At 49.9% G+C, this 25,404-nt stretch carries 18 protein-coding genes and 1 pseudogene; 10 read left to right on the top strand and 9 right to left on the bottom strand.

From position 1 onward, the window contains the following. Positions 1-35: 35 nt before the first annotated feature. Entirely contained in the window at positions 36-1,271 is a 1,236-nt protein-coding gene (locus ACJJIE_RS04385; RefSeq protein WP_444893683.1) for an MFS transporter, read from the top strand. A 105-nt stretch (positions 1,272-1,376) separates the two neighbouring features. On the opposite strand, the gene ACJJIE_RS04380 is transcribed toward ACJJIE_RS04385, so the two are convergent. The 4 genes from ACJJIE_RS04380 to ACJJIE_RS04365 all read right to left on the bottom strand — a co-directional run bounded on the left by ACJJIE_RS04380 (position 1,377) and on the right by ACJJIE_RS04365 (position 11,175). Then, positions 1,377-5,021 (bottom strand): amino acid adenylation domain-containing protein, encoded by a 3,645-nt coding sequence (locus ACJJIE_RS04380; protein WP_444893682.1) that lies wholly within the window; start codon positions 5,019-5,021, stop codon positions 1,377-1,379. A gap of 328 nt (positions 5,022-5,349) precedes the next feature. Further along, complete coding sequence (locus ACJJIE_RS04375; protein ID WP_444893681.1) at positions 5,350-8,508, bottom strand: efflux RND transporter permease subunit; 3,159 nt, start codon at positions 8,506-8,508, stop codon at positions 5,350-5,352. Next, positions 8,501-9,739, bottom strand: coding sequence for an efflux RND transporter periplasmic adaptor subunit (locus ACJJIE_RS04370; protein WP_444893680.1), 1,239 nt, complete (start codon positions 9,737-9,739; stop codon positions 8,501-8,503). Before ACJJIE_RS04370 ends, ACJJIE_RS04375 begins: the two co-directional genes overlap by 8 nt. Then, the gene (locus ACJJIE_RS04365) at positions 9,739-11,175 is read right to left on the bottom strand and encodes an efflux transporter outer membrane subunit (RefSeq protein WP_444893679.1); all 1,437 of its coding nucleotides are present in this window, start codon (positions 11,173-11,175) and stop codon (positions 9,739-9,741) included. Before ACJJIE_RS04365 ends, ACJJIE_RS04370 begins: the two co-directional genes overlap by 1 nt. Before the next feature lie 320 nt (positions 11,176-11,495). Here ACJJIE_RS04365 and ACJJIE_RS04360 point away from each other — a divergent pair, with 320 nt between their 5' ends. Continuing rightward, on the top strand, positions 11,496-12,680 hold the full coding sequence (locus ACJJIE_RS04360; protein WP_282932536.1) for an acyl-CoA dehydrogenase: 1,185 nt from the start codon (positions 11,496-11,498) through the stop codon (positions 12,678-12,680). A 411-nt stretch (positions 12,681-13,091) separates the two neighbouring features. Here the strand turns inward: ACJJIE_RS04360 and ACJJIE_RS04355 are convergent, their stop codons facing one another. Next, a complete protein-coding gene (locus ACJJIE_RS04355; protein ID WP_444893678.1) occupies positions 13,092-13,991 on the bottom strand; it encodes an EamA family transporter in 900 nt (299 codons plus the stop codon). 110 nt (positions 13,992-14,101) lie between these two features. Here ACJJIE_RS04355 and ACJJIE_RS04350 point away from each other — a divergent pair, with 110 nt between their 5' ends. The 7 genes and pseudogenes from ACJJIE_RS04350 to ACJJIE_RS04320 all read left to right on the top strand — a co-directional run. Continuing rightward, the gene (locus ACJJIE_RS04350; protein ID WP_444893677.1) at positions 14,102-14,824 is read left to right on the top strand and encodes a trimeric intracellular cation channel family protein; all 723 of its coding nucleotides are present in this window, start codon (positions 14,102-14,104) and stop codon (positions 14,822-14,824) included. A gap of 59 nt (positions 14,825-14,883) precedes the next feature. Further along, on the top strand, positions 14,884-16,536 hold the full coding sequence (locus ACJJIE_RS04345) for an alpha/beta fold hydrolase (protein WP_444893676.1): 1,653 nt from the start codon (positions 14,884-14,886) through the stop codon (positions 16,534-16,536). Positions 16,537-16,595: 59 nt separating this feature from the next. Beyond that, positions 16,596-17,426 (top strand): sulfurtransferase, encoded by an 831-nt coding sequence (locus ACJJIE_RS04340; protein WP_444893675.1) that lies wholly within the window; start codon positions 16,596-16,598, stop codon positions 17,424-17,426. Between the two features lie 1,294 nt (positions 17,427-18,720). Beyond that, complete coding sequence (locus ACJJIE_RS04335) at positions 18,721-19,980, top strand: PQQ-dependent sugar dehydrogenase (RefSeq protein WP_444893674.1); 1,260 nt, start codon at positions 18,721-18,723, stop codon at positions 19,978-19,980. A 261-nt stretch (positions 19,981-20,241) separates the two neighbouring features. Beyond that, positions 20,242-21,492 (top strand): PDZ domain-containing protein, encoded by a 1,251-nt coding sequence (locus ACJJIE_RS04330; protein WP_444893673.1) that lies wholly within the window; start codon positions 20,242-20,244, stop codon positions 21,490-21,492. A gap of 102 nt (positions 21,493-21,594) precedes the next feature. Further along, entirely contained in the window at positions 21,595-21,798 is a 204-nt protein-coding gene (locus ACJJIE_RS04325) for a helix-turn-helix domain-containing protein (protein WP_444893672.1), read from the top strand. After that, positions 21,786-21,983 (top strand): annotated as a pseudogene (locus tag ACJJIE_RS04320) (IS30-like element ISVsa7 family transposase); the annotation flags it as partial. The gene ACJJIE_RS04325 and the pseudogene ACJJIE_RS04320, both read left to right, overlap by 13 nt. A gap of 142 nt (positions 21,984-22,125) precedes the next feature. Here the strand turns inward: ACJJIE_RS04320 and msrA are convergent. Further along, positions 22,126-22,749 (bottom strand): peptide-methionine (S)-S-oxide reductase MsrA, encoded by a 624-nt coding sequence (gene msrA, locus ACJJIE_RS04315; protein ID WP_282932528.1) that lies wholly within the window; start codon positions 22,747-22,749, stop codon positions 22,126-22,128. A gap of 157 nt (positions 22,750-22,906) precedes the next feature. Between msrA and ACJJIE_RS04310 the strand changes: the two genes are divergently transcribed. After that, a complete protein-coding gene (locus ACJJIE_RS04310) occupies positions 22,907-23,416 on the top strand; it encodes a DnaJ domain-containing protein (RefSeq protein ID WP_444893671.1) in 510 nt (169 codons plus the stop codon). On the opposite strand, the gene ACJJIE_RS04305 is transcribed toward ACJJIE_RS04310, so the two are convergent. Genes ACJJIE_RS04305 through ACJJIE_RS04295 form a run of 3 tightly spaced genes read right to left on the bottom strand, consistent with a single transcriptional unit; the run spans position 23,413 to position 25,250 of the window. Then, positions 23,413-24,204 carry a methyltransferase gene (locus ACJJIE_RS04305; RefSeq protein WP_444893670.1) on the bottom strand — a complete coding sequence of 264 codons (792 nt, stop codon included), beginning with the start codon at positions 24,202-24,204 and terminating at the stop codon, positions 23,413-23,415. The two genes, ACJJIE_RS04310 and ACJJIE_RS04305, sit on opposite strands and share 4 nt — an antisense overlap. Beyond that, entirely contained in the window at positions 24,197-24,532 is a 336-nt protein-coding gene (locus ACJJIE_RS04300) for a nucleotide pyrophosphohydrolase (protein ID WP_444893669.1), read from the bottom strand. Before ACJJIE_RS04300 ends, ACJJIE_RS04305 begins: the two co-directional genes overlap by 8 nt. Next, positions 24,519-25,250, bottom strand: a complete 732-nt coding sequence (locus ACJJIE_RS04295) for a DUF599 domain-containing protein (protein ID WP_444893668.1) — start codon at positions 25,248-25,250, stop codon at positions 24,519-24,521. The genes ACJJIE_RS04300 and ACJJIE_RS04295 overlap by 14 nt, the downstream gene beginning before the upstream one ends. Between the last annotated feature and the right edge of the window lie 154 nt (positions 25,251-25,404).

The raw sequence follows: 25,404 nt of genomic DNA, 5'->3' as shown, positions 1-25,404 counted from the left end.
AAGCAGCAAAGCTGAAGCTTGGGGAGGAAGTGCTTATGTCTATCATGTGCCGTTTAGCCCTTCTGGCAGTAGTTTTTGTAGATCTGATGGGCCAGGGATTGCTGTTTCCGATTATCAATGAACTGGTTATGTCGACAAAATTCCAGTTTTTACCTGCTGATACACCACAATCAACTCGGCATTTATACTATGGGGTTGTGATCGGTAGCTTCTTTCTGGCGTGGTTCGTTGGGTCTGTATATATCGCCAAGCTATCTGACAGTATTGGACGCAAGACTGCAATGGTACTGTGTTTGGTGGGAGCTATGGCCGGGTACGCGATCACTGTTCTCTCTTTGATAAGCAATAGCCTTTGGCTTCTTATTCTCGGACGAGTGATCAGCGGCTTTACTGCGGGAAACCAGCCTATCGCTCAAGCAGCAATGATTGATGCCAGCCAAAGTGAGCTGGAGGCTTCCAAGAACCTAGGGTTATTGGTAGCAGGAATGAGTGCTGGGGCTGTAGCTGGACCGATTATGGCAGGAGTCTTGGCAGACAGGGAACTATTGGGGAGCATAGCCAGTATCCAGCTGCCCTTTTACTTTGCTCTGGTACTTGTCGCTATTACTTTGTTTTTGATCCTGACCTTTTATCACGATACTCGCCAAGCCCCGATGCAGCTTAGGCTTCGTTTTCTGGATCTATTTACTCAGTTTATACATCTGAAGGACCGCCCTCGAGTTGTCCGACTTTGTCCTGCCTACCTCTGTTTCATGCTGGTGCATCTCAGTTTTTATATATTTATCACGAATTATTTAAGCAGCAGATTCCAAGCAGGCCTGCTAACAACCAGTATGGCCATGCTGACTATGGGTATTGCGGTGGCAATTTCCAGTCTTTATATGGTCAAGCCTGTTTTGTCCCGCTGGACTAAGTCCCTGGTAGTTATGGTTTCCGCCTTAGTAATGGGAGCGAGCGCACTAGTCTTCGTATTCAGCAGCCACATTTGGCTATGTTATCTCAGTGTGTTCTTCGCGTACCTTTGCTTTGGGATCGCTTACCCCGCTCTCTTGAATATATTTGCCAATAGTGTCGATGAGACGGAACAGGGTTGGGTAATGGGAATAGCTACTGCAGGCTTCACCTTGGTAGCAAGCTTGATTTCACTCGCGGGGGGCATGGCTATGGAAGTTAATATCCGCTTGCCATTTTACATTACAGCAACTGCATCGATATTAGTGTTTGTTTTAATCCGGTGGAGCTGGCGAAAGCTCCCTCGCGTAGCAAAGTGAAATACGGGGTAAATAAGTAACTGACTTGCTCTGCCAGTAATACCAGACATGGGCCCATCAGGGTAAGCTGAAAGGCCCATAACTTTAAACCTCACCCCTCATGAGTTAATGAATCGCCTGCTCCCTAGCTAATCCACAGTCTACAGGGTTATTTACCTCCACACTTAAATCTAGAATACGGGCGATCCACCATATAAATGGCTCAACCTGACCACTTAATGTACAGCTGCCTGTACAAATACCATCGAGCAGCGACTGAGCATCGTGAAGCCGCAAAGCCATGACAGACCTCTGATTTCTTAGTGTTAATGAGCAAAAAGGAACGTCGTCAGCCGAGTGATCACTTAGGGTTACTTTGCCACCATCAATTAAAATCCTCACCGGCTCAAACTGTTCAGTAACACTCACGGACAAGCACAAGTTGGGCATAGGGCTGGATTGTCGGTTGATATATTCCTTTAGGAAGTTAGAAAAGGTATTTGCCCACTCACCAATTTCAGCAAGGGCTTGCCCCAAATCCATAGCTTCCTCTTTTATTTTCTGGGGTTGAACATCAACCTCTTTTTCAGCCTCAATAAGAGCTTCCAAGGTCCTATCAACATCCTCCCTAGTGTGAGCCGCGGAACAAATCAACCTCAGGCGCCCTCGGCCACTTTCAACTATAGGATAGGTGACAGCAGAAGTTTGAATACCGCGCTGATATAGGGCTTGTACTATCCCGTATAACTTATCTTTATCACTAAAATGGGGCGTAATAATTGGCCCATCACCTGTTCCCAGGTCGTACCCAGCCCGCTCAAACCTTTGTCGCATATAGCGGGTCGTATCCCATAATTGCTCGCGTAATCCATCGTCAGATCTAATGCGCTTCAATGCTGCTAATGCAGCAGCAATATCTGCGGGGCTGACAGAAGCCTGGAAAATGTATGCCCTCGCTGAGGATTTCAGCAGATCAACATATTCCTTATTCGCAGCAACAACGCCACCGAGACTACCAAGCGACTTGCTAAGAGTTGTCATTATAAAGTCTACTTGATCTGTAACTCCTTGAGCCGCACAGATGCCCGCACCGCTTTCACCGTAAAAACCAAACGAATGTGCCTCATCAACCAAAACGAGGGCATTGTATTTCTTTGCTGCGCGTACAATCTCTGCCACGGGTGCAGCCCCTTCCCCCATACTATAAACCCCCTCGAGTACCACTAAAATTGTACGGTAAGGGGATACTTCCGACTTGAGTACAGACTCCAGATCAGAAGTGCTATTGTGTTGGAAAGTCCTGATTTTGGCCCCACTGAGGCGAGCTCCATCAACAATTGAGGCATGGCAAAGCTGATCGATAACCACGACATCATCTTCACCAAGAAGTCCTGCGACGACCCCGACATTGGCTGTGTAGCCCGTTGGAAATAAGCAAGCTCCAGACTTACCTACTAAATCAGCAAACTCCGCTTCAAACTGCAGGTGGAGGTCTGTCAGACCTGATGCCGCTGCAGAAGTACCCATTCCGGTACCGAGGTGCCGAAGAGCCGACGATGCCTGCTCGATAACTGACTCATCCCTATTCAAGCCAAGGTATAAGTTTGTAGTCCATATAATGGCATCTTGAGTATCATCGCTGTAAACATCCGTTACTGTGCCCCGAGTACCACTGCCTGTGAGCAAAACCTTGCTATAAGGATTCCTCTCCTGGTTATTAACCATCGCAATCACAGCTTGCAACAACCTACTTTTATCGGAAGCAGACCAGGATGATGCCTTTGCAACTTGAAAACTTGGATGACTCAATTGGAGCTGAGACTGGAAGTGAGCCAGCTGATCGGTTTTAGCGCCGACAGCCACGCAAGGTGATTCAGAATCAACTTTGCTATCCATCAAGTCGAGCATATAGCCAGCCAATAACTTTGGCGTGGGGTAATCCTGAATTGCTTGAACAGTAAGCGGACGTCCCGCGCAATGGCTGAGACGGCTAGCCAACTCTAACGTCGTCAAAGAATCCAATCCCTGCTTATCGAATGTTAGCTCTGGTAATACACTTTCGGGATTTGAGTGGTTCATAAGAGAAGCCATCTCACCCTGAATAATTGACATAATAATTGTTTCGCTATCCACAGATAAAGCTGCGAAGTGTCCAAGTAATTTGCTGCCTTGGTTAATATCATCATTTGCGGCAAAACTATTATCAACAAAGGCACTGAAATCGACTTTGAGGAGTGCTAGTTTTTTTCGGTCGAGCTTATTGTTAGGGAGCAGAGGCAACTCACGTAGATGTCGAACAAAATGGGGAACCATATATTTTGGAAGACGCTCATTGAGAAAAGCCTTTACAGTTTCCTCAGTAATTGCCTTATCTGTAACGACAATATAGGCCACTAGTATCTGTTGCCCTGCTCCGCCATCAACTACAGTAGCGGCCGCTGCATTAACCCCGGTTAGCGACTCAAGTGTCGACTCGACTTCTTCCAACTCAATACGATACCCCCTGATCTTTACCTGACAGTCAGCACGCCCCAGATATTCTATTTCCCCATTCTCTGTCCATCGGCATAGGTCTCCCGTTTTATACAGACGTTGATCCGCTATTCCAGTATCGGGAGCTGTCTGAATAAATCGCGCCTTGGTTAGTGGCTCATCATTCAAATAGCCTCTAGCGAGCTTGTCACCCGCCAAATATAGCTCCCCCTCTCTACCGGGAGAAACCGGTCGCAGATTTCTGTCCAAAATATACGCGCAGGAATTCGGGAGAGTCTTCCCTATCGTAATACTACCGCTACCAGGGCTAACCTCAGTATAAGTAGAATAAACCGTATCCTCTGTGGGACCGTATACATTCACTATCCTCGGTTTAACCGCCCCTGCATAAATCTGATCAACCAAGGACTGTTTAAGTACCTCACCCCCAAAAATCAGGCAACGGATTCCCCCGGGCAGCTCTTCTACTGAAAGTAAGGCCTGCATTGCTGATGGAACAGTGATACAAGTTCGCACTTGCGCAAGAGAGGGTAACTGCGGCAACTCCAAAATATTTTTTGCCAATATAACCCGGCCACCCAATGCTAGAGCTCCTATAGTCTCCATCACAGACGGGTCAAAACAAACTGAAGTCGAAGCTAGCACACCTTCAAGCTCATCATTACTCAATAGCTCGCTCATGGACTTACTGAGAGCGATAAGGCTGCGGTGCTCAATAGCGACCCCCTTCGGGTTTCCGGTAGAACCCGACGTATAGATTACGTAGGCCAAATCACTCGCACCGGGCCTTACCTGCTCGGGCGGCAAGTTCGGCGACTCCCCTCGTAACTCATCAATCCATAGCAGCTCATTAACACCAAGACACAAGTTTGCACTACTATCACAATCAACTATTGCTGCCGCAGCTTTGGAATGTTCGAGCATATACCGCACGCGCTCTTGCGGGTAAAGCAGATCTAATGGGACATAGGCACAACCTGCACGCATCACACCAAGTAAAGCAGCGACCAACTCCCAGGATCGATTCATACAGACCCCCACCAGGGAACCTGGCTTAACTCCCCGGCTTACCAATTCAGCTGTAATCCCATTGGCGCGCTTCATTAGGAAAGTGAAACTTACCTTCTTGTCGCCATCAATAATAGCGACCTTATCGGGACTCTTTAATCTTTGTCTTTCGATTAAATCACAGACTGTCTCTCCCGATGATACAGCAGCTATTTCTACTTGACTTACATCTTCGGGTTGAACTTTCAATTCGTCTATTGAGCTGCACACTGAACGTTACCTTTTATACTTATTAAAATCTGAAAACTAACTTTCAATCTATCTCGCTGTCTTTCAAATTTGGTCAAAATTTTATGTTATTTGAAAATACAGAGGAATCATTCGGTAAACGGGAAGTATGCCGGGAATAAATTTCATAACATTGAACTAGCCCAGCATTTCCGCTACTGAAAATTCAATGAATGAAGAGGAATACAAATAGATCGAGCGTTCTGGAAGCTAGAAGCGGAAAGCGGAAACCACTGGGGAAAAATCGGTCACAAAAGAAGTGGCATTGAGAAGAGATGCAGTCGGCACAAAATGCCGACTGCATTTAAATCTATTTATGTACAACTACACCTTCACCTCTAAGGCGGATAAAGTTGTTTTTCAGCCATACGAATAACTGTGGAATATCTCTACCCATCATTAAATAGAGACAGGGTACTAATAACAATGAAATCGCCGTGGCAGCGAGTATTCCATAGCCCAGCGAGATCGCCATTGGAATCATAAAACGCGCTTGCACCGAGCTTTCAAAGATCATCGGCATCAAGCCGCAGAAAGTTGTTACAGTGGTCAACACAATTGGGCGGAAACGCCGCGCTGCAGCTCCCTTGATAGCACTTTCCAAATCGGCACCATCATTTCGAAGGCGATTGCTGTACTCAATCATTACCAGGGTATCGTTAATCACAACTCCGGCCAGTGCTACCATCCCCAGCAGACTCACCATACTGAGTCCATACCCCATACCTAAGTGACCAAGTAACGCACCGATCACACCAAAGGGTATCGCCACCATTACGATCAACGGCTGTACGTAACTCTTTAAGGGAATTGCCAATAACAAGTACAGCACCGCCATTGCAAGGGCAAAGGTCATCGCCAGGCTTGCCAATCCCTCTCGCTCCTCCGCTTGGCGTCCCTCATACGAAACACTTAAGCCGGGGAATTCAGCTTTCAATTGGGGGACCACACTTTCATTCAGCTCATTAATCACAAGCGTCGCTTGGTCACTGGGCTCCACATTGGCGGTAATTGTTGTAACCCTGCGGCCTGCTCGGCGATTAATCGTGGCATAGGCGCGCCCTTTATCAATTTTTACCAGATCTGGCAGGGGCATCCAAAGTCCATTGCTGGCCCGGATCATAATGCTATTCACATCATTGATATTGGCTCGCTCATCCTCTGGCAAACGCACCATGACCTTCACCTGATCCCGGCCGCGCTGTTGGCGCAGGGCCTCAGCCCCGTACAACGCTGCCCGCAACTGGCGACCAATATCCTCCGCAGACATGCCCAAACTTTTGGCCGTTTCAGTCAGCGTAAGGTCCAACTGGGTCTTACCGAGGGAAATACCGGGATCGATATCACTGACATTGGGGAATTTCTCCAACTCATCCCCTAAACGTATCGCAGCTTGCTCCAAGGTATCCGTGTCAGTATGGCGAAGCTCCACGGTTAACGAGGAGCCAGCGCCGGGACCGCCACGGTCAGAAGCTGTTGTCGCGCTAAGGGCACCGGCAATGGGTCCCACTTCCTGGCGCCAGGCGCGAATAAACTCACCGGTGGAAAAAGGACGCTCATCTGCGGGAACAAAGAAAGCGTCCACCATAATCGCATCATCGCCCATCAAACCGCGAATCCCCAGGAAGACCTTTTCTTTATCGTATTGCTCGAGCACCTTATCGGCAGCAGTAATAATCTGCGAGCGCGCTTTTTCCAGCTGGGATTGAGCCGTTCCGGTGGGAAAAGTAACGGCAAAGCGACCGGAGTCACGCTCCACCCTGGGCATCAAGGTGAAGCCCATACGACCGCTAGCCGCATAACCGCCAACCACCAACAGCGCCGCTACCGCCACGGCAATAGTGGTGTAGCGGTGCTTGATACATATATCCAGGAAGGGCCTAAATCGCTGCTGTACAAAACGATCCAATCCCCGCGCCAGCATTTTCTGCCGCGCGGCAAAGCGGCGCGCCCGGCGACTTTTATAGCCGCGACGAGAGTGGGCCAAGTGACCGGGCAAAATAAACAGGGCTTCCACCCAGGAAATAATAAATACCGAGCCCACCACAAAGGGAATCACACCAAAGATCTTGCCCATAAAGCCGGGTAAGGCCATCAATGGAAGGAAGGCGACAATATTAGTCAGAATCGCAAATGTGAGCGGCACCGATACCTGCCGGGCACCGGCAACGGCAGCCTCCAGATTGCTGTAGCCTTTTTGTCGCCACTCGTGGATATTCTCACCGGCAATAATTGCATCATCCACCACTATTCCAAGGGCGATAATAAAGGCAAACATACTTACCATACTGATGGAAATATCCAGCCCAGGCAGGAATAGCAATGCCCCCAGGAAGCTGGTAGGAATGCCCAGTGTTACCCAAAAAGCCAACCGCAATTCCAGAAAGGCTCCGAGCACAACAAATACTAATAAGAGCCCAATAAAACCGTTCTTCAGCAGCAGGGTCAGACGCGCTTTGAAAATTTCCGAGTCGTCATCTCGAACTGTCAGGGTCACCCCCGGGGGCAGGCTTGCCCTGACCTCATCAACGACTTCATGGGCAGCCTCACTGACACTCATTGGTGTCTGGTCGCCCACCCGGTAGATCTTAATGCTGATAGCTGGCTCGCCGTTAAACACCATATTGCGCGCTTCTTCCTCAAGCGCGTCGCTGATATTGGCAACATCCTTTAAATAAACGGCACCGCCACCAATGCCTTGGGCAATAACAATATCGCCAAACTCTCGAGCCCAATCGCGGCGCTCGGTCACCCGGACCAATATTTCCCCCGCATCAGACTTAACACTGCCGCTGGGAATATCTACCGCTGCATTTTCTACGATGCTTGCCACTTCCAGCAGGGTAAGCCCATAGCGACGCAGGTCATCGCGGCGAATCTCGATCGCCACTTGTAAGTCCCGCATACCCTGTGCTTCCAGCTGGGTAATACCGCTGTGCGCTTCGAGCTTATCGTAAACCTGCATCGCCAACGCGCGCAGGTTTTGCTCGGTAAGATCGCCGTGCAATACGAGGTCCAGCACATCCCGTTTGCGCTCAGCCAGACTGACCTGGGGCTGCTCAATATCTGTGGGGAAAGTGGTAACGGAATCGATAGCCTGCTGAATATTCTGGTACACCAAGGCAGCATCAGCATCGCCTTCCAGCTCCAGTGTCAAAGAGGCACTACCCTCATTGGCCCTCGCGGTCATCTCCTTGATCCCTACCAAGCCCTGTACCGCCTGCTCTGCGGCCACCAGTACACCGCGCTCGACTTCCTCAGGGCTGGCACCGGGATAGGAAATGGACACGCTCACAGTGTCCAGGCTGAACTCCGGGAAAACTTCCTTTTTAACGATGGTCGAAAAAATCAAACCACCGATCAGGAAAACCAGCATCAACAAATTGGCGGTTACATGGTTGCGCGCCATCCAGGCGATGGCGCCCGTGCGGGTATCGACCTTATCTTTGGATCTATTCTGCTCAGTCATCTGCGCCCCCAGCATTGGGTCCACCGGGGCCGCGCCTTGGCGGCCGTTCTGCAGAGGCAGCCGCATCTATCGGCGGACGCTGCTGGCGATTACTGTCTCCGGCAATTCGCACCGGCATACCCTCAGTAACGGTTACCAACCGGGTCGTCACTAAGGCTTCTCCACCGCTGAGCCCCTGCTCCAGGACTGCAAAGTCGCCGCTCATATAGGCCACTTCTACCGGCAGAACCGTGGTGCGGTTCTCGCGAACCACCCACACATTGTTGCCGTCTTGCAACGCAGTGAGGGGGATACGCACGCGCTCATCCTCACTTTGGGAAACGATCTCTACTTTCGCCAGATCGTTGAGAAGCAGCTGCGGCTGGGACGGATCCTGGACGGAAAGCGGGTCTTCCAGCTCTACCAACACACTGGCGAGACGACCCTGCTCTTCCAGTACCGGGATAACCCGGACAAACTCACCGCGGCGGTAGACGCCCTGCGGCCACTGGCTGCCGTAAATTCGAACTTCAACATCACCGCGTCCGAGCAGGTGCAGTTGTGACGCGGGAACCTCAACGGCTATCTGGAAACGGTCGGCACTAGCAAGGCTGTAGAGAGTATCGCCCGGAGAGACGCGATCACCGACATCGGCATCACGCTCAACTACCAGGGCATCAAATGGGGCCCGAATCTCGGTAAGCCGAAGATCGCGTTTAGCCAAGGCCACATTTGCCTCTGCGGATTTTACTGCCGCCTCTGCTGCTGCTCTCTGAGGCTCGCGCAACACCAGAGCCTTATCCGTTCCAGACAGGGCTGTGCCGAGAAGCTCGTATTCCTCTTGAGCAACTTGCTGCTGTCCTTGCTCCTGCTGCAATTCAGCACGGCGTTCGGCGAGGGTGCTCTGGGCCGTCATCAGGGCCAACTGGTAGGGCTCCTGATCAATACGCAACAGCACCTGCCCTTTTGGCATTACGGCTCCGGGGCCCAGATCATAATCGAGCCACTGCACCTGCCCCTGTACTTGGGGCTCCAACTCCGCTAACTCACGGGCACTCACTTTACCCAGCGCGCTCAGGGTCACAGGAAAACGACCCTGCTCAGCAACGGCTACATCGACTGTCGGCGGTGGCGATTTGCGCTCACCGCGACTGACCGACGGTTTTTCCCGCATCATCCAGTTGAAGGCCAGGAATGCCAACACCACCAAAATTATGGGGATCAGCAGGCGCCAATTGAGTTTCTGCAACATCAGTTATTTCCCTCCAGGTACAACTCCAAATCCACTGGCTCGGGGGCTGGAAGATCCGCCTGGGGGATCCCGCCGGAAAGCGCGCGGTAAAGTACTACTCGGTTTTCAATCAGTTCGCGCTCGGCAGACAAGATTTGTCGCGCCAAACTCTGTTGTTCACTCGTCGCGGTCAACACATTGAGGAAGTCGATGGTCCCCCGCGCATAGGCGCGGCTTTGGCGCAGAACCAAAAGGTCTGCGAGACGCTCACGCTCACGTAGATGGTTGAGTCTCTGCTCGATCAGGCTCTCTCGAATCAAGGCCTGCTCTACTTCAGACAAGGCTTCATTAACTGCACTGCGGTAGAGCGCCCAGCGCTCCTGCAGAACGGCGTCCTGTTGCTCCCGGGCTGATGCCAGGGCGCCACCATCAAAAATCACCCCCTCAATAGAGGCTGCGATGGCCAAAAGCCAGTTTTCAGTCACGTCACTAATTAAACTGGTGCCATTGCTGGCTACTGCAGACAAACTAAATACGGGCAGTCGATCGGCCCAGGCCTCATCGGCTAAGTGATAGCCCTGTAAAAGGTCTCGCTGCGCCTCAACGACATCCGGGCGGCGCAATAGCAATTGCGATGGCACGCCGGTCTCTGGCAGGGCTGGTAATACCGGCAACCCGGCCTGTTCGTGAATAATGCTGTTAAGTTCCTCGACATTGATACCCAAGAGCACCGCTAACTGTACTTTTAGAGTTTCGGCATCCGCTTCCACCTCATCCAGTTCCTGCTGTGACTGCTGGACCAGCTGCTGTTGCTGCAAAACATCGGCTGCACCTGAGACGCCGCGACCAAAGCGCAGTTCCAGAACCTTCAGGCTTTTACGATTGATCTCCAGCTGTTGTTGCAGCAAATCCCGCTGCCCCCACTGCTCCCGCAACTCCAACCAGGTAGCTGCCACCTCGCTCGCCAGGGTCAGGGCTGCCGTCTGTAAATTCTGTTCCTGGGCCAGGTAAGCCGCCTCTGCTGCACTGGCACCGGCACGAACCCGCCCCCAAAGGTCCACTTCGTAGCTGGCGGCAATTCGGGTACTCCAACTATTGCCCTCCGCAGAGGGGTCGGTGAACTCGCCGGAAGAGTAGCGCTGCTCAGTATTTTCAATACTGGCGGTCAGTCTTGGCCAAAGGCCCGATCTCGCTCCCCGCGCGGTGGCTGCGGCCTGCTCCAATCGCCAATAGGTAGCCTGAATATCCGGATTATCTTTCAGTGCCAGCTGTACCAAATTGTCCAACTGCGGATCTTCCAAATCTCGCCACCAGCGCAAACTCGGTGCGACGGTACCCGATGCACGAAAAGATTCTGGTAACCCTAAATTTTCATCGGGTTGAATGGTCTCAATTGGCTGCGAACTACAGCTGACAAGCAGCGGAACACAAATTGCCAAAATACGGTAAAAGGACAAGGAATATCACCGAAATTAAACGTTTAATCGTAAAAAATAGAGATTTATTGCGTGCATTATCCGCCCCCCAAAATCGCTCGCAATGCGTTTTACTCTTGTTTACAAAGCATACGTAAAATCAGGCAAAAAATTGCTGCCCGCAGGAGTGCCGAAAACCGACTACTTCGGTATGATGCGGCACACTAAACTGAATAGTCATCGGGGTTTGACGCGGAGCTTATCCAAGAAGTCTCCCCTCTGTACAAAGGTGCTCGGCCTTCTTCAGCCGGCCCCCTTGGACGCTCCGGTGGAATTAATAACGGAAGTAGAAGAGACAAACCATGAGTAAACATCAGCCACTCGCCCATTGGGACGATATTTTGCTGCTGGACCAACAGCTGACCGACGAAGAGCGCATGGTGCGCGACACGGCACGTGAGTACTGCCAAAGCAAACTGATGCCCAGAGTTCTCGAGGGTAACCGCCACGAAATCTTCGATCGTGAAATCATGAACGAGATGGGTGAATTGGGCCTGCTCGGTTCCACCATCGAAGGCTACGGCTGTGCCGGTCTCAACTACGTTTCCTATGGCCTGGTGGCGCGCGAAGTTGAACGCGTTGACTCCGGCTACCGCTCCGCCATGAGCGTTCAGTCCAGCCTGGTTATGCACCCGATTTACGCTTACGGCAGCGAAGAGCAGAAGCAGAAGTACCTGCCTAAGCTGGCATCCGGCGAATGGGTTGGCTGTTTCGGCCTGACCGAGCCCGATGCGGGTTCCGATCCCGGCGGCATGAAAACCCGCGCCAAGAAAGTCGATGGCGGCTACCGCATCAGCGGTTCCAAGATGTGGATCACCAACAGCCCAATCGCCGACGTTTTCGTTGTTTGGGCGAAAGATGACGACGATATTATTCGCGGCTTCGTGCTGGACAAGGGTATGGAAGGCCTCTCCGCACCGAAGATCGAAGGCAAGTTCTCACTGCGCGCCTCCATTACCGGCGAGATCGTGATGGACAATGTGTTCGTTCCGGAAGAAAACAAATTCCCGGAAATTGGCGGACTGCGCGGCCCCTTCGGCTGCCTGAACCGCGCTCGCTACGGTATCTCCTGGGGCGCCATGGGTGCCGGCGAGTTCTGCTGGCACGCCGCTCGCCAGTACGGCCTGGACCGCACCCAGTTCAACCGCCCTCTGGCTCAAACCCAGCTGTTCCAGAAGAAACTGGCTGACATGCAGACCGAAATTACCCTGGGCCTGCAAGCCTCCCTGCGCGTAGGTCGCATCATGGATGAGAACAAGCAGTTCGACCCCACCATGATCTCCCTGGTGAAGCGCAACAACTGTGGCAAGGCACTGGATATCGCCCGTATTGCTCGCGATATGCACGGCGGCAACGGCATCTCCGACGAATTCCACGTAATTCGCCACGTGATGAACCTGGAAGCTGTAAATACCTACGAAGGTACCCACGACGTACACGCATTGATCCTCGGCCGCGCCCAGACCGGCCTGCAAGCATTCGTGTAAAACACGTCTAGTTCGATGCTCACGGTATTTTCCGTGGGCATCGCCCTTATCCCATCACTTCTTATCTGCTTACTTCTACCTCGGCCCCAGGTTGGTAGCACAAAGCCATTAAACTAAAGTTCGGAATAATCACGCAAAAAGGCGGCGCATAGACTGTGGAGCAGTATTAAATTATTACCCACACCAAGCAAAGTACTGCACCGAAAAAAACGTTTGGATTTAAAGTAAAAATAATTTGAGAGCAGGCCAAAACTCACTGTGACCATTTACGCATCATCGAACCGCGAAACAAGTAAAGACAGCCCTCAGCAATTATTAAACTCTCAATAAAGGTATAAAAAGGAAGTTTTGGGAACCGCGGAAAGCCCAAACAGAGAGCCCAACAAGCTGAATAAAATTATTACCCCTCCCCTAACTTCCCTCCACATCAACAATCTCCTGCCCCGGATTTCGATCATTTAATTTCACTACACAAAGAGCAATACCCAGCAGCACGACAAAAGTCGCTACCCACTCGACAAATGTAAGATATTCACCGAGGATAATTGATGAGCCGATTATTCCCACAATAGGAACCAGCAACCCAAATGGTGAAACGCAGGCAGAGGAATAGCGACGAATTAAATCACCCCATAAAATATAACCAACCAATGTCACCATGCACACTTGATAAACAATTGAAAACCAACTGGCCGTATGCGCTTGAAAAAAGAAAATCCAGGGAGTATGGCTTTCATAAAATATCGACAAAACCAAAAGAGGTACTGGCGGTACCAGTGAAGCCCAAACCATTAAATGTAACAAATTAACACCTGGCATCCTGCGGAATACGATATTCGCTATCGCCCAAGACAGCCCCGCCCCCATAATAAGGATAAATCCCACTATGGTTGTCGACCCACCTTTATCGGCATAGTAGAAAAATACAGAGAACCCTACAGCCGCTATTACCAAACCCAAGCACTGCTGCATATTTATCTTATCGCCAAACAGCATTGCGAATAGCAATAGGGTGAATGGCACCTGCGACTGCATTAGCAGCGACGCTACACCCGCTTGAATATCGGCCTTCATGGCGTAGTACATCAACCCCAGAGAGAGAAACTCTAAGAAGAAACCGAGCGCAACAACATTGAGGATCGAGGTCTTGGGGAATGGACAAAAGAAAACCAGAGGAACAGCGACGAGGGTGAAGCGAACCGAAGCCAATAACATTGGCGGGAAGTCGGCCAGCGCCACCTTGGTTATCGGGTAATTCAGTCCAAAAATTGAGACTGCCAGCAAAGCCAACAGTATGCTTTTATACGGCATCTCTACAGCCAGTGAACAATGGACGTAACCAAAGGGTAGCAGCCTCCATTACTCTTCTGCGCCTAATGGGCCCTTGGTCATTGTTTCAATAGCTCCCTGGTACCCATCTATTGCGGCGCCTCACACTTCTCAGCAGTAGATCGCTGCTCAATTCCCTTTGCGTAGACAGAAGTGCTATTCTCCCCTGCCCGCCAATCTCTGGATGTAACGATGATATGGATGAGCTGCTGCACTGGTTTGAATTGATCGGTATCGCGGTCTTTGCCTTCAGCGGCGTACTCGCCGCCGGCCACAAACAGATGGATTTATTTGGTGCCGTGGTACTCGCCTGCGTCACCTCTATTGGCGGCGGCACCGCCCGGGACATTATTCTCAACGTCCCTGTATTCTGGCTTGAGCACACCTATTACCTGTGGATCGCCTCAATTACCGGTGTAGTAAGCTTTTACCTGATACGCTATCTAAAGGTCCCTATGCGCCTTCTGATGGTGGCAGATGCCATCGGACTCGCCGTTTTTGTGGTGCTCGGAACCCAGAAAGTACTCGAGCTGGGCTATTCCGCGACCATCGCAATCGTGCTCGGCGTAATGACCGGTACTTTTGGCGGGGTGATCCGGGATGTGCTGTCCGGTGACATTCCACTTTTACTCCGGCGAGAGATCTATGCCACCGCTGCCCTTACCGGTACGGCCATACTCGTTGCCTTGGACAATGTAGGGTGGCTACCCCATGAGCTGGTGGTGGCTATTGCTGTATTTGTGACCTTAGCGATTCGCCTCGCGGCATTGCGCTGGAATATCTCCGCGCCAGTGGCACGCTTCGGCAAGCACTGACCGTTCAAAGGCCTGGAACCATAAACCACTACTTAATAGCAGTCACAGGAATAATCTAAGTGCAAAAAGCCCGATTGCGCATACTCCTCATCATTCTCTTTTCCATGGTGATTGGAGCCTGTGAGCGCTCGACAAACTCTGCCCAAACCGGTCAATCCCAGCAAAAACAATACGCTCGCCTGGTAGCAAAGCCCTGCTGGTTCAAAACCGATGAAACCTGGCCTTTCACCCAGTGTTTCATGATGGAGGTGCCGGAGAATTATGCCCACCCAGAAAAGCGCAAAATCCGCTTTCCGGTAGTGCGCTTCCGCGCCACAAACCCCGATCCCAAGAAAATCCCCCTACTCCACCTAGGCGCCGGAGGCCCCGGAGCCAGCATGGGGTTAGAGCCCGAGAACGCCAGCGATTGGTTGTGGCTTAACTATGCCGCCATGACAGTAGAAGATGGCCGGGATCTCTTTGTTATAGATCCCAGGGGCACCGGTATGGCCCAGCCGCGCCTCACTTGCAGCGAGTTTATCGAAGATGCCGATACCGCCTTCCGGCGCAACCTGTCTCCGGAAGAAGAGGCCCGTGTTTTTTCCTTCAGTATGGAGCGCTGTTACAGCCGCCTGAGCAAAGGTGCCGACTTGGCCCAGTACAACAGTTCTGTGATCGCAAGAGATGTAGAAGAGCTGAGAAAAACCCTCAAGCTCGATAAATTCGACCTCTATGGGGTGTCCTACTCCTCCCGCTACGCTCTGACAGTGGCCCGCGACTTCCCAGAGTCAGTGCGCACCCTGGTGCTTAACAGTGCGGTCTTCCCCAATATTGTCTACACGCAGCAGCTCCCACAGGACTCCCTGGCAGCCTACGAGCGCGGCCTGAAGCATTGCATCGAAGACGAGAAATGTAACAGTCGCTATCCCAATTTGCGCCGCAGGCTGGAAAACCTGATCCAGACCTTAGATGAAGAGCCGCGCACCATTCCGATCAAGCACCGCTACTCAAAACAAAGCTATCCCTTTGTGCTTACTGGACAGCGCTTGCTGAGAGTTTTATTCCAGGCGCTGTATAACGAAAACTTCTACAGTGAACTGCCCAAGATGATCGAGGGCCTGGAAAATGAGGGCGATGAAGGGCTACAGCCGGCCCAGGATGCCATCGCACACTTTATGGAGATCGTACTGGACCCCTACTTTGGGGATGCAGCCGGCGTTAGCCACTTCTGCTATGAAGAGGCTCCCTTTGTCGATTTTGATCAGGCCAGGGCCAACGCTGCAGACACCGGCATTCTCGGCGGGGCCGTACGATCAGATTTAAATTTGTTGCAGCTACAGTGTCGCATCTGGGCAATCCCCTCTGCTCCACTCACTGAGTCAGAAGCCATCTCCACCCCAGTTCCAGTGATAGTGTTACACGGCGGCCTGGATCCGGTACTGGCTGCAGATGATGTCGATATCGCACGCAAAGAGCTACCGAATCACCAATGGCTGCTATTTCCCAACCTGGCTCACGATATTATTTCCGCAAGCAACTGCGCGGAGCGGGCAGTAGCGCGCTTTCTCGACAACCCCGCCGAAGATCAAACCGAAACCACCATGACTTGCCGCAAAGCAGAGCTGGCAGACCAGATTTCCACCGAAGAAGAGTCTGAGTCCCAGCAAGAAGCCGAACAACAGGCCGTCGAACCCCAGGCAGCAGAAGTCCCAGCCCCGGAAAGCGGCCAATAACCAAAGACAACAGCTGAAGTTACACGACAAAAGCGGTATCAAGGATTGAGGAGAGGCCGATGGAGAGCAACAACAACCCTGCCCTGATTGAAGTTGCGGATTTGGTAGAGCTCAAAAAGACCGGCGAACCTGTAATATTGGACTGCCGCTATAGCCTGGCGGATCACGATAGTGGTGAGCGGGACTATCGGGCTGGCCATATTCCCGATGCCCATTACGCCTGCCTGCACCGTGACCTCTCTGCCCCTGTGCAACGCTACGGCGGCCGCCACCCAATGCCGAGTGCTGCACAGTTCCAGGACTACGCTCGCAATCTGGGAGTCGATAGTGACACACAGGTAATCGTCTACGACGACAACCGCCTGGGTTTCGCTGCCCGTGCCTGGTTCCTGTTTTTCTTCTTTGGCCACAAGAAAATCAGCATTCTGAATGGCGGTCTAAAAGCCTGGCTCGATGCAGGGGAGGCATTGGACAAAAGCGAGCCCACTCGATCCAGGCAAGGAAACTTCAGCGCACAACCAAAAGAAAATCTCTTGGTTCATTACGAGACCATCAAACAAAACCTGGGTAAAGCACCCTGGCAGTTAGTAGACGCCCGGGATAGTCAGCGCTTTGAAGGAATTGAAGAGCCTATCGACCCGATTGCCGGACATATACCTACCGCCATCAACCAGCCCTGGCAAAACATAACTGACAAAAACAATGGCAAAGTGAAATCTATTGCCGAACTTAAATCACAGTTTGGCAACTTGGCAGATGGTAAACCACTTCTCAATTACTGCGGCTCCGGAGTTACTGCCTGCGTTAATTTCTATGCACAATATTTAGCTGGTCGCCACGACTCACTACTCTATCCAGGGAGTTGGAGTGATTGGTGCGCACATCAGTAAAAGAAAAAATCAGAACTCCTTAGCACACACAACTGTCAAGAGGTCATTTAAGTAGATACAGCGTACTTGCCCAAACTATATGGCTATAAGGTAACGAGGCCAAAAAAGATAAGAGACAGAGCCCGGCATGAGGGTTAGCGATCGGGAGTACGCCCCTAAAAAGCTAGAAGAAAAACCCAAATATAATAGCTAAATTTAAATTCAGCCCACACTCAAAAAATTCTCAGCCGACTAACGTAAATACTTTGATAAAAGAATCCGCAGCTATAGCCATCACACCAAATGTGAAATTATTCTTCTCATTACAATGAATACTTTTGGTACATACATTAGAAAATATCTCAGCCCTCACCAAGCGAAATAAAGCGGAATAAAGCGGAATAAAGCGGATAACCCACACTGCGCCTTCCTCCAAGCATCTCTTGATACTGCCAATGATATTGTAATATTTTATCGCCACTCGAGATTGCGAACAATTATCAAAAGCCTAATGGAATATTCTTTTTACCAAGCCTGTGCAACAAATTGAACTACCAGACGCCTCTAAAATCAGCATGCCTCTCAGTTCCGAGATCTATTAACAGATGATAGAATGCAGCCGTTTTGAACATGCCATTAAAATTTATAGATCATGCTTTCAGCGGCAAAAGATGGCTACACAGGTCTCAGGAGAGTAACCCGAACTGATACTTACGTACCAATTATTGTCGGCATCAGCTTATGGGAAGAACTGGCTGGGAGTTGAAATAACTGTGTTTGCCTTGCCAGATTCTAATATCTATAGGTCTCAATCATAAGGAGATTAATCGTGAGATACAGGAAAGCATAGCTTTACATCATTCAGAAGAAAGGGGGTGGTTAGTGCATGCACCCTAAAATTAGTAAGTAAAGGCACCTGACATCACAACCTTAACTAACTCTGGTTGTGTAGCAAGTGCATTAAGCGTTATGTGATATGAATAACACGCGTAGTATATTCTTGAAGTATCTGTCATTTTTAAGCATATTATTCCCTTCCATTTGTTTTTCGGGTAATTACTTACCTTTAAATAGCAGTTGCGATGGATTCCCTAAAGTTGCTGTAGGTAGTATTAAAGGAACCTGTATTGGGATTGTCAGTCAGTTCTCAGGTTTTAAGAAGCCCCGTAAAGCGATCCAATTGGGCAAGCGCAGTCTCCTTATAACCGATATGGGCGGATGGTCCGAGGGTAAGGGAATCCTCTGGCTCCTTGAGTCCTCTGATGATCATTTAAAAGGAAATGTCACAGTTACCCCTCTGTTGCATGGGCTCAATATGCCTCACGATATTGAGATGGACTCCAAGGGACGTATTTTAGTAGCAGAGACTAATCAGATTCGTCGGCTAGAGTTAGTAGACAACCAAATTGTTTCTGATGAGGTAATAATTGGAAATTTACCTCACAAGGATTCGCTGCATCCTTTAAGTAATTTCGTTCAACTACCTGACAACTCACTGTTAATTAACTTTGGCTCAAGAACTGACCAGTGTGAGCGTCATATAACGGATGGTAAGTGTAATGAGCTAGACGAGAACGGACTCTGGCAATACAGCTATAAAAATTCTACCGATAGCTACTCCGCAACAGGAAGACAAATTGCAAATGGGTTAAGGAACTCAATGGCCCTGGTGGCCCACTCTTCCGGGGTAATACTACAGGCAGAAAATAGCAGTGATGTGAAGGATGCTGATGAACCCTATGAGGAAATCAATATAATCAGGGAAGATGGATTTTATGGCTGGCCCTACTGCCTGAATGAAATGTTTGATCAAGGCAAAATCAAAAATGGTTGCCATGTCAAGAACTACCACCCTCCCTATACACTTCTGCCTCCCCATGTCGCCCCACTAGATATGCTATATAGCCAATCCAGTAAAATACCAGCGCTAAATAATAGACTTTTAATGAGCTGGCATGGGTACCGTGTGGTAGGTAATCGGTTGGTTGCCTATGATATCAATCATAATGGGCTACCCGTTTTAACCGACAAAGCATGGTTTAACCGTGATCCTATCGCGCCAAGCACAGAGTGGACACGCCATCCATTTGCCCCCCAGGGGGGAATGTCACAACAAGCTCAACACATCGAAATTATCACTAACTGGAATCAGGTAGATAACCTTCGCCCCGAAGGCGCACCGGTGGGCTTAGTTATGCTTATGGATGAAACATTATTAATCGTCGATGACAAAAATAAAGCTATTTTAAGGCTTGCTGCTGGAGAGTCATATATAAGTGAAGAGCCTATTACTGGCGACGATAACATTGAAGCTGAAGCTATGGCCACAATTTTGGACAAGCACCCGAACCTTAAAACTACCCTAATTGAACACTGCGCCTCATGCCATGAAGATATAGCTAAATCACCGGAAAAGCTGTTAAACAACACTAGCGGCTGGCTTAAGTCTACAGATGGAGTCATGAATATCGAACTAGCGCTATTCAACCCTGTTCGCCCAATGCCTCCATCATCTACATTGAGCAAAGAACAAAAACAACAATTGATCAATAGCATTAAGTCTATTTTTGACTAACTGTTTCCGCGAACACCTAAGAGAAGCGAAGATATAACCATAAACCCAGGGTCTGCATTTCTTATTGCGAACAACATAAAATATACGCGACACTAAGAAATGCAACCCTTTGGCATTCGGAAAAAGCACCTTAGGAAATCAGTTAAACTTGACAATAACAGGCAACTATGAACCTTTGCCTTTGGGCAGTTATACCAACTTAACAGAACAGTAACAATATACACTTTTGAAAAAAATTGCACCAAAAGGGAGTTTAAGACCTTGATTAGTTCACCCACAAAATGGGAATACAAAAAAGAAACCCAAAAAGTCACAGGCGACATTGACAACTCAAACGCTAGTATTATTGTCAATGTAGCAAGAAATTCCCCTGCAGATAGTATTGGATTAAAGAAGGGTGACTTTATCCTCAGCTTCAATGGGGAACCATTGATAGCTCAAGATGAAATTGACTTAACCTACGGTAGAGGAACTGTGAATTACCGCTTTTATTCACGCGGTGATCACACAATATTAAATGTCAAAGCATCCCCAGTCCCTCTCGGGGTTATTACTGAGCCGAGTTCAAATTATATCCTAAAGGAGTTAAAGACTGGCAGCTTCCCTGGCTGGGAGGGATTTCGCTTGCTATGGAAACGCAGAGATTGGGAGAGACTGCTTGAAGCAAGCGAGGCCACATATTCAGACACAAGTATTAGCCGAATAATTAGAAAAGCATTTAAGAATTTCGGGAAAAATGCTGGGATGCTTTATAAAGGTGCATCACTTTTTGAAACAAACAGGGAAGAAGAAGGTATCCATCTAATTTCTGACTTTATCGACAATCAATTATCAAGCTATGAAACATTTGAGCATGCCATAGCCTATTTTTATGCCTCTAAGTGGTGTGAACTTATGGGGGATAAGGAAGGCATTGAACATTGGCTGTTAGCCTCAGATAGAAGCAATGCTGGTGAGTTTGAGAGAATCTCTCAAGAGACTTACCTGAAAGGATTTGATCCAGCTCCCAAGAGGTATAAATGGATAAATAAAGAATTTCCGAGCAGCTATATTCTTGAAAATATAGGTAGCGGGGGTACCACCTCTCTTACTGGGTCATTGGCGAGGCTAGATGCCAGTCAACTTTTACCCGTTTGCGTGATGCCATTCTATCGAGGTAATGGACCTTACAATGATGCACTAGGCTGTTATGGAAGTATGTTTGAATATATTTCCGATAAAATTGCTCCTATGCACGTTATTTTGGATTCTCCTAAAAAAGAAGAAGGAGAAGAATGGCGCTACGAAAATGAGGAAAAACTCATCAATAATGGCGTTCCTTTTGAACTGCTACATGATCCAGAAAGTTCGATTTCTAAATCCCTAGATCTTGAGTATTCACCAGTATTTTACCTTCTAAACCAGAAAGGATTTATTGTTTATGAGGGCGCGCTCAGGAAGGCCTATGACTATTGGGACACACTAGTGGCCCATGCGGAAAGTAATGTAACTAATGGCGAGCCGTCCGTGTAATGTATCTATCATGCGACACCTAAATCGTTTCAAGTTTCTGATAGTGCAGTATCGACTCTGAACGAGTGATGCCGACCAACACCCCTTCCAAATGGACAAGTAATGCGAGCGAAGATAATTCTTCAGCTCAACGAAGGCATGACTCCTACAGATGTAGCTACTGCACAGAGAACGTCACCGAAGACCGTTGATCGGTGGAGAAGCAGTTTTGAGCAGGAAGGTATTGAAGGTCTGCATGAGCGTGCTCGTAGTGGTCGGCCAACCCTTATCGAGAAGGGCATAATCACTCTTGAGAGCGTGGATTGAACGAAAATACGAATGGTCTACTGAGACGCTTCTCCCCGAAAGGTATGAAAATTGACAAGATACCCAAAAGCCATATTGACGATGCAGCATTTCGAATAAACACTCGTCCAAGAAAGGTTCTAAATTACTTGAGCCCACTAGAATTTCTAGCGGGTAGGCGTGTGTCATTTATATTGGCAACCTAGGATTTAATAACAGCCAAATACAGGGAAGTAAGTTCAGAGAAGGCAGGAAAAAGACAGAAAAGTGAAGTGGAAGTAACTGTGTTCAGCATCACAAAAACAGGCAGCAGTCACCGCGCCGCCTGCTTCTGCAATCTATCAATTCTTAGTCGTGCATTGGGTTGCGAAGAATTGGGCAAACAGCGTCTTCATTCTTAGCCATATACTGCTGGTGGTATTCCTCGGCATAGTAGAACGGTTGAGCCATGCTGATTTCGGTAGTGATTGATCCACGATCTTTGGCATCCAGCGCTTCCTGCACAGCTGCCCTGCTCGCTTCCGCCTCCTGTTTCTGACCTTCGTTCAAGCAGAAAACACAGGAACGGTACTGGGAACCGATATCGTTACCCTGGCGCATACCCTGGGTTGGGTCATGGTGATCCCAAAAGATCCGTAGGAGTTCTGCATAGCTCACCTTTTTGGGATCAAAGATCACTTTCACCACCTCTGCGTGCCCGGTACGGCCGGTGCAGACTTCATCGTAGTTCGGGTTTTCAGTGGCGCCATCGGTGTAGCCAACGGCAGTGGCAAACACACCATCCGTATCCCAGAACACATGCTCTGCGCCCCAGAAGCATCCCATACCAAAAATGGCGACCTCCAGGTGCTCAGGGAATGGCTCTTTAATGGTGTTGCCATTTACAAAGTGGGTGCCACTGATCTCCATCGGCTGGGGCCGACCGGGCAGCACCTGGTCCGCATCGGGTATCTGAAATTTGTCGTATTGCATACTGTTTTCTCAAGTGCAGGTATTTTCTTTTGTCAGGATAGCTCGAAGGCGCTTATCCTCCCAGATCAAGTAATATTAATCCGCGAATCAAGTAGTTAAGAGGACTCTATGATACGCAGAACAAACATTGGCAGATCAACACTATAAGGAGTCGTCATTGGCGCGCTTAATCTTACTGATTTTAATCGCCATCGGTGCCTGGTATCTCTGGCAAAAAATCAAATCTAGCTCACCGCAGGAGCGGCGCAAGCAGATTTTTATGGCCTGTATCGCCGGCGTCGCCGCAATAGTGGTTGTGCTGGCTATCACCGGGCGCCTGCATTGGGTAGGAGCGGCGCTCGTGCTCATTCTTCCGGTGTTGGGCCGTTTGCTCGGTCAGCTCTCCCGTTATTTACCCTGGTTGATGCCACTGTTTGAAAAGTATTCAAACAGGCGCCCAAATCCAGGGGCCACTCAACATCCGCCGCCACACAACACCGAGGGCCCGCCACTCTCGGAACACGAAGCGCGCCGAATCCTTGGCGTTGACGCCGATGCAGGCAGAGATGAAATCATTAGTGCACACCGCAAATTGATCCAAAAACTCCATCCAGATCGTGGCGGCAATGATTACCTGGCATCGCGTATCAACGCCGCCAAGGAGCTACTACTGAGCATTCTTGGTTAAACCTTGCAAAGCAGGTGGATATACCTGGCCAATTGCCGATAGGGGTCCACCTGGGAGTATTCAAGTTCCTTTTCCACAATGGCCGACGCGGGCAACTTTTCCCGGATTGACGGCGTCATAAAGTCGTGGAAGCAGCGGATGCCGCTATGACAAACCACGGAAAAGCCCGCTTCGGTCAGCCAGTCTTCCACCCATTCCGGCAGAAGTGGATTCTGTGGAGTGAGGCTGCCAGGGTGGCCACCCCAGTTATCCCCTTCAATATTGCGGTCCAGCTGGCGAAAGCTGCCCCGTTGTAATAGGCGGAACTCAAGGGCACGCCGATTGTAGAATGTGAGCGAAAGATGCCCACCAGGCTTTAACAGGCTGCGCAGCTGCTGCAACGCCTGTTGCGGCTGCTCCAACCATTCCAGCACAGCGTGGCAAATTACCAGGTCGGCGCCCTTTAACGCTTCTACTTGCGGCAATTCTTGCAGGGGTTTATGCAGCAAGGTCATTTGCTTTTGCAGATGGCGCTGGCGAATTTCCGCATCCGCGAGCTCAAGCATCTGCTCAGAAATATCTGCGAGAAAAACCTCGTGCCCCGCCTCAGCCAGGTCCATGGCAAAATGGCCCTGGCCACCCCCAGCGTCAACGATTTTTAGAGTGCGCTGCTCGCTCCCCAATAGCGGCGCCAGATCCCGGTTGAGCACTGCCAGGCGAATGTCCCCTTTAAGGCCGCCATAGATACGGTTGCGAAAACGGTGAGCGAGATCGTCAAAGTTTCGATCTTTACGCAGGCTGTCACCCATCGGAGCTCTCACCTTGCAAAGCCTCATTGCATCGGCGGCGGTTCTCGACGAATTTGCGCTGTAGCGCCTCTTCCATATCAACCCCCAGTACAGCGGCCAGTTTGCTCAAGTACATCTGAATATCCGCCAGTTCAGCGGCAACTTGCTCGGCCTTGTCGTCTGCCATTAGATCCTGGATATCTTTATCACTGCGCCATTGAAAGTGTCGCCCTAACTCTGCAACTTCCACAGATAGCGCCATGGCCAGGTTTTTTGGGGTATGCAGTGACTGCCAGCCGCGCATTTCAGCGACTTCATCAAAAGCCGCCAGGATTTCACGGTCTTTCATCAAATGTTTTCCTCTGCTGGCGCTCCAGCCCGCCCTCCCGGGCAGCCAAAATTGAATTCAGTGCGCGGGACAGAAACTCACGCCTGTATAAAACACAGACAACAAACAGATAGCCGGCAACAAACAGGATTGGGTGGATAAACCAGCCCAGCACTGACATTGAGAAATAATAAGAGCGCAGACCGTAGTTGTAACTGTGGCCCGCATGGTCGATCACCTTGGCAGTACTGATGGCAAATCGGCGTCGCTCTTCCTCAGATAGATCACCGGTTTCCGGCGGCGGTGCTGCACCAATGAGTACATTGGCGAAGGAGTACTGGCGCAGTGACCAGGTAAAATTGAAAAAGGCGAAGATAAAAATCAGGATCAACAACATCACCTTGAGCTCAAACTGCTCAACGGTGGTGGGCTCCGCAAAAGGCAAACTGGTGAGCACTTCGATGGCGGCCTTGTTCGCCGTCAATGCCGTGACTAAACCCGCCAGGATAAGAATACTGGTGGAGGCAAAAAAACCAATGACCCGCTCCAGGTTACTGAGAATAGCGGTATCAGCCATGCGCATATCCCTATCGAGCATACGCATCATCCACTCAACGCGGTACCACTGAAGCGATGAAGTAAGACACCAGGTTTCTTTGGCTTTTTTTCGCGCAAAAACGGTGTAACCCACCCATGTGATAAAAAAGCCAATGACACTGGCAATATCCAACCAGGACAACCTCTAATATCTCCGTGTTCGTCTACATTTATGCCGTAGCTTCGGCAAGCGAAGTCTTCGCCCTACTGGCATCCTTGTCAACACTGTCTTTCCGATGTGTGCAAGCGGTAGAATAGCGCCCTTTCGCCGGCAGCAGTGGCCGGCCAGAAAATTC

The sequence above is a fragment of the Microbulbifer maximicatervae (SeqCode) genome (assembly GCF_052467325.1).
The sequence above is the reverse complement of the archived record's forward strand: the minus strand, read 5'-3'. Positions and strand labels throughout refer to the sequence as shown.

What these genes read in the sequence shown, in the direction of transcription:
- ACJJIE_RS04385 (WP_444893683.1), top strand. Translation starts at nt 36, where the DNA reads ATGTCTATCATGTGCCGTTTAGCCCTTCTGGCAGTAGTTTTTGTAGAT.
- ACJJIE_RS04375 (WP_444893681.1), bottom strand. Translation starts at nt 8,508, where the DNA reads ATGACTGAGCAGAATAGATCCAAAGATAAGGTCGATACCCGCACGGGC.
- ACJJIE_RS04370 (WP_444893680.1), bottom strand. Translation starts at nt 9,739, where the DNA reads ATGTTGCAGAAACTCAATTGGCGCCTGCTGATCCCCATAATTTTGGTG.
- ACJJIE_RS04360 (WP_282932536.1), top strand. Translation starts at nt 11,496, where the DNA reads ATGAGTAAACATCAGCCACTCGCCCATTGGGACGATATTTTGCTGCTG.
- ACJJIE_RS04355 (WP_444893678.1), bottom strand. Translation starts at nt 13,991, where the DNA reads ATGCCGTATAAAAGCATACTGTTGGCTTTGCTGGCAGTCTCAATTTTT.
- ACJJIE_RS04340 (WP_444893675.1), top strand. Translation starts at nt 16,596, where the DNA reads ATGGAGAGCAACAACAACCCTGCCCTGATTGAAGTTGCGGATTTGGTA.
- ACJJIE_RS04335 (WP_444893674.1), top strand. Translation starts at nt 18,721, where the DNA reads ATGCCTCACGATATTGAGATGGACTCCAAGGGACGTATTTTAGTAGCA.
- ACJJIE_RS04325 (WP_444893672.1), top strand. Translation starts at nt 21,595, where the DNA reads ATGCGAGCGAAGATAATTCTTCAGCTCAACGAAGGCATGACTCCTACA.
- msrA (WP_282932528.1), bottom strand. Translation starts at nt 22,749, where the DNA reads ATGCAATACGACAAATTTCAGATACCCGATGCGGACCAGGTGCTGCCC.
- ACJJIE_RS04305 (WP_444893670.1), bottom strand. Translation starts at nt 24,204, where the DNA reads ATGGGTGACAGCCTGCGTAAAGATCGAAACTTTGACGATCTCGCTCAC.
- ACJJIE_RS04300 (WP_444893669.1), bottom strand. Translation starts at nt 24,532, where the DNA reads ATGAAAGACCGTGAAATCCTGGCGGCTTTTGATGAAGTCGCTGAAATG.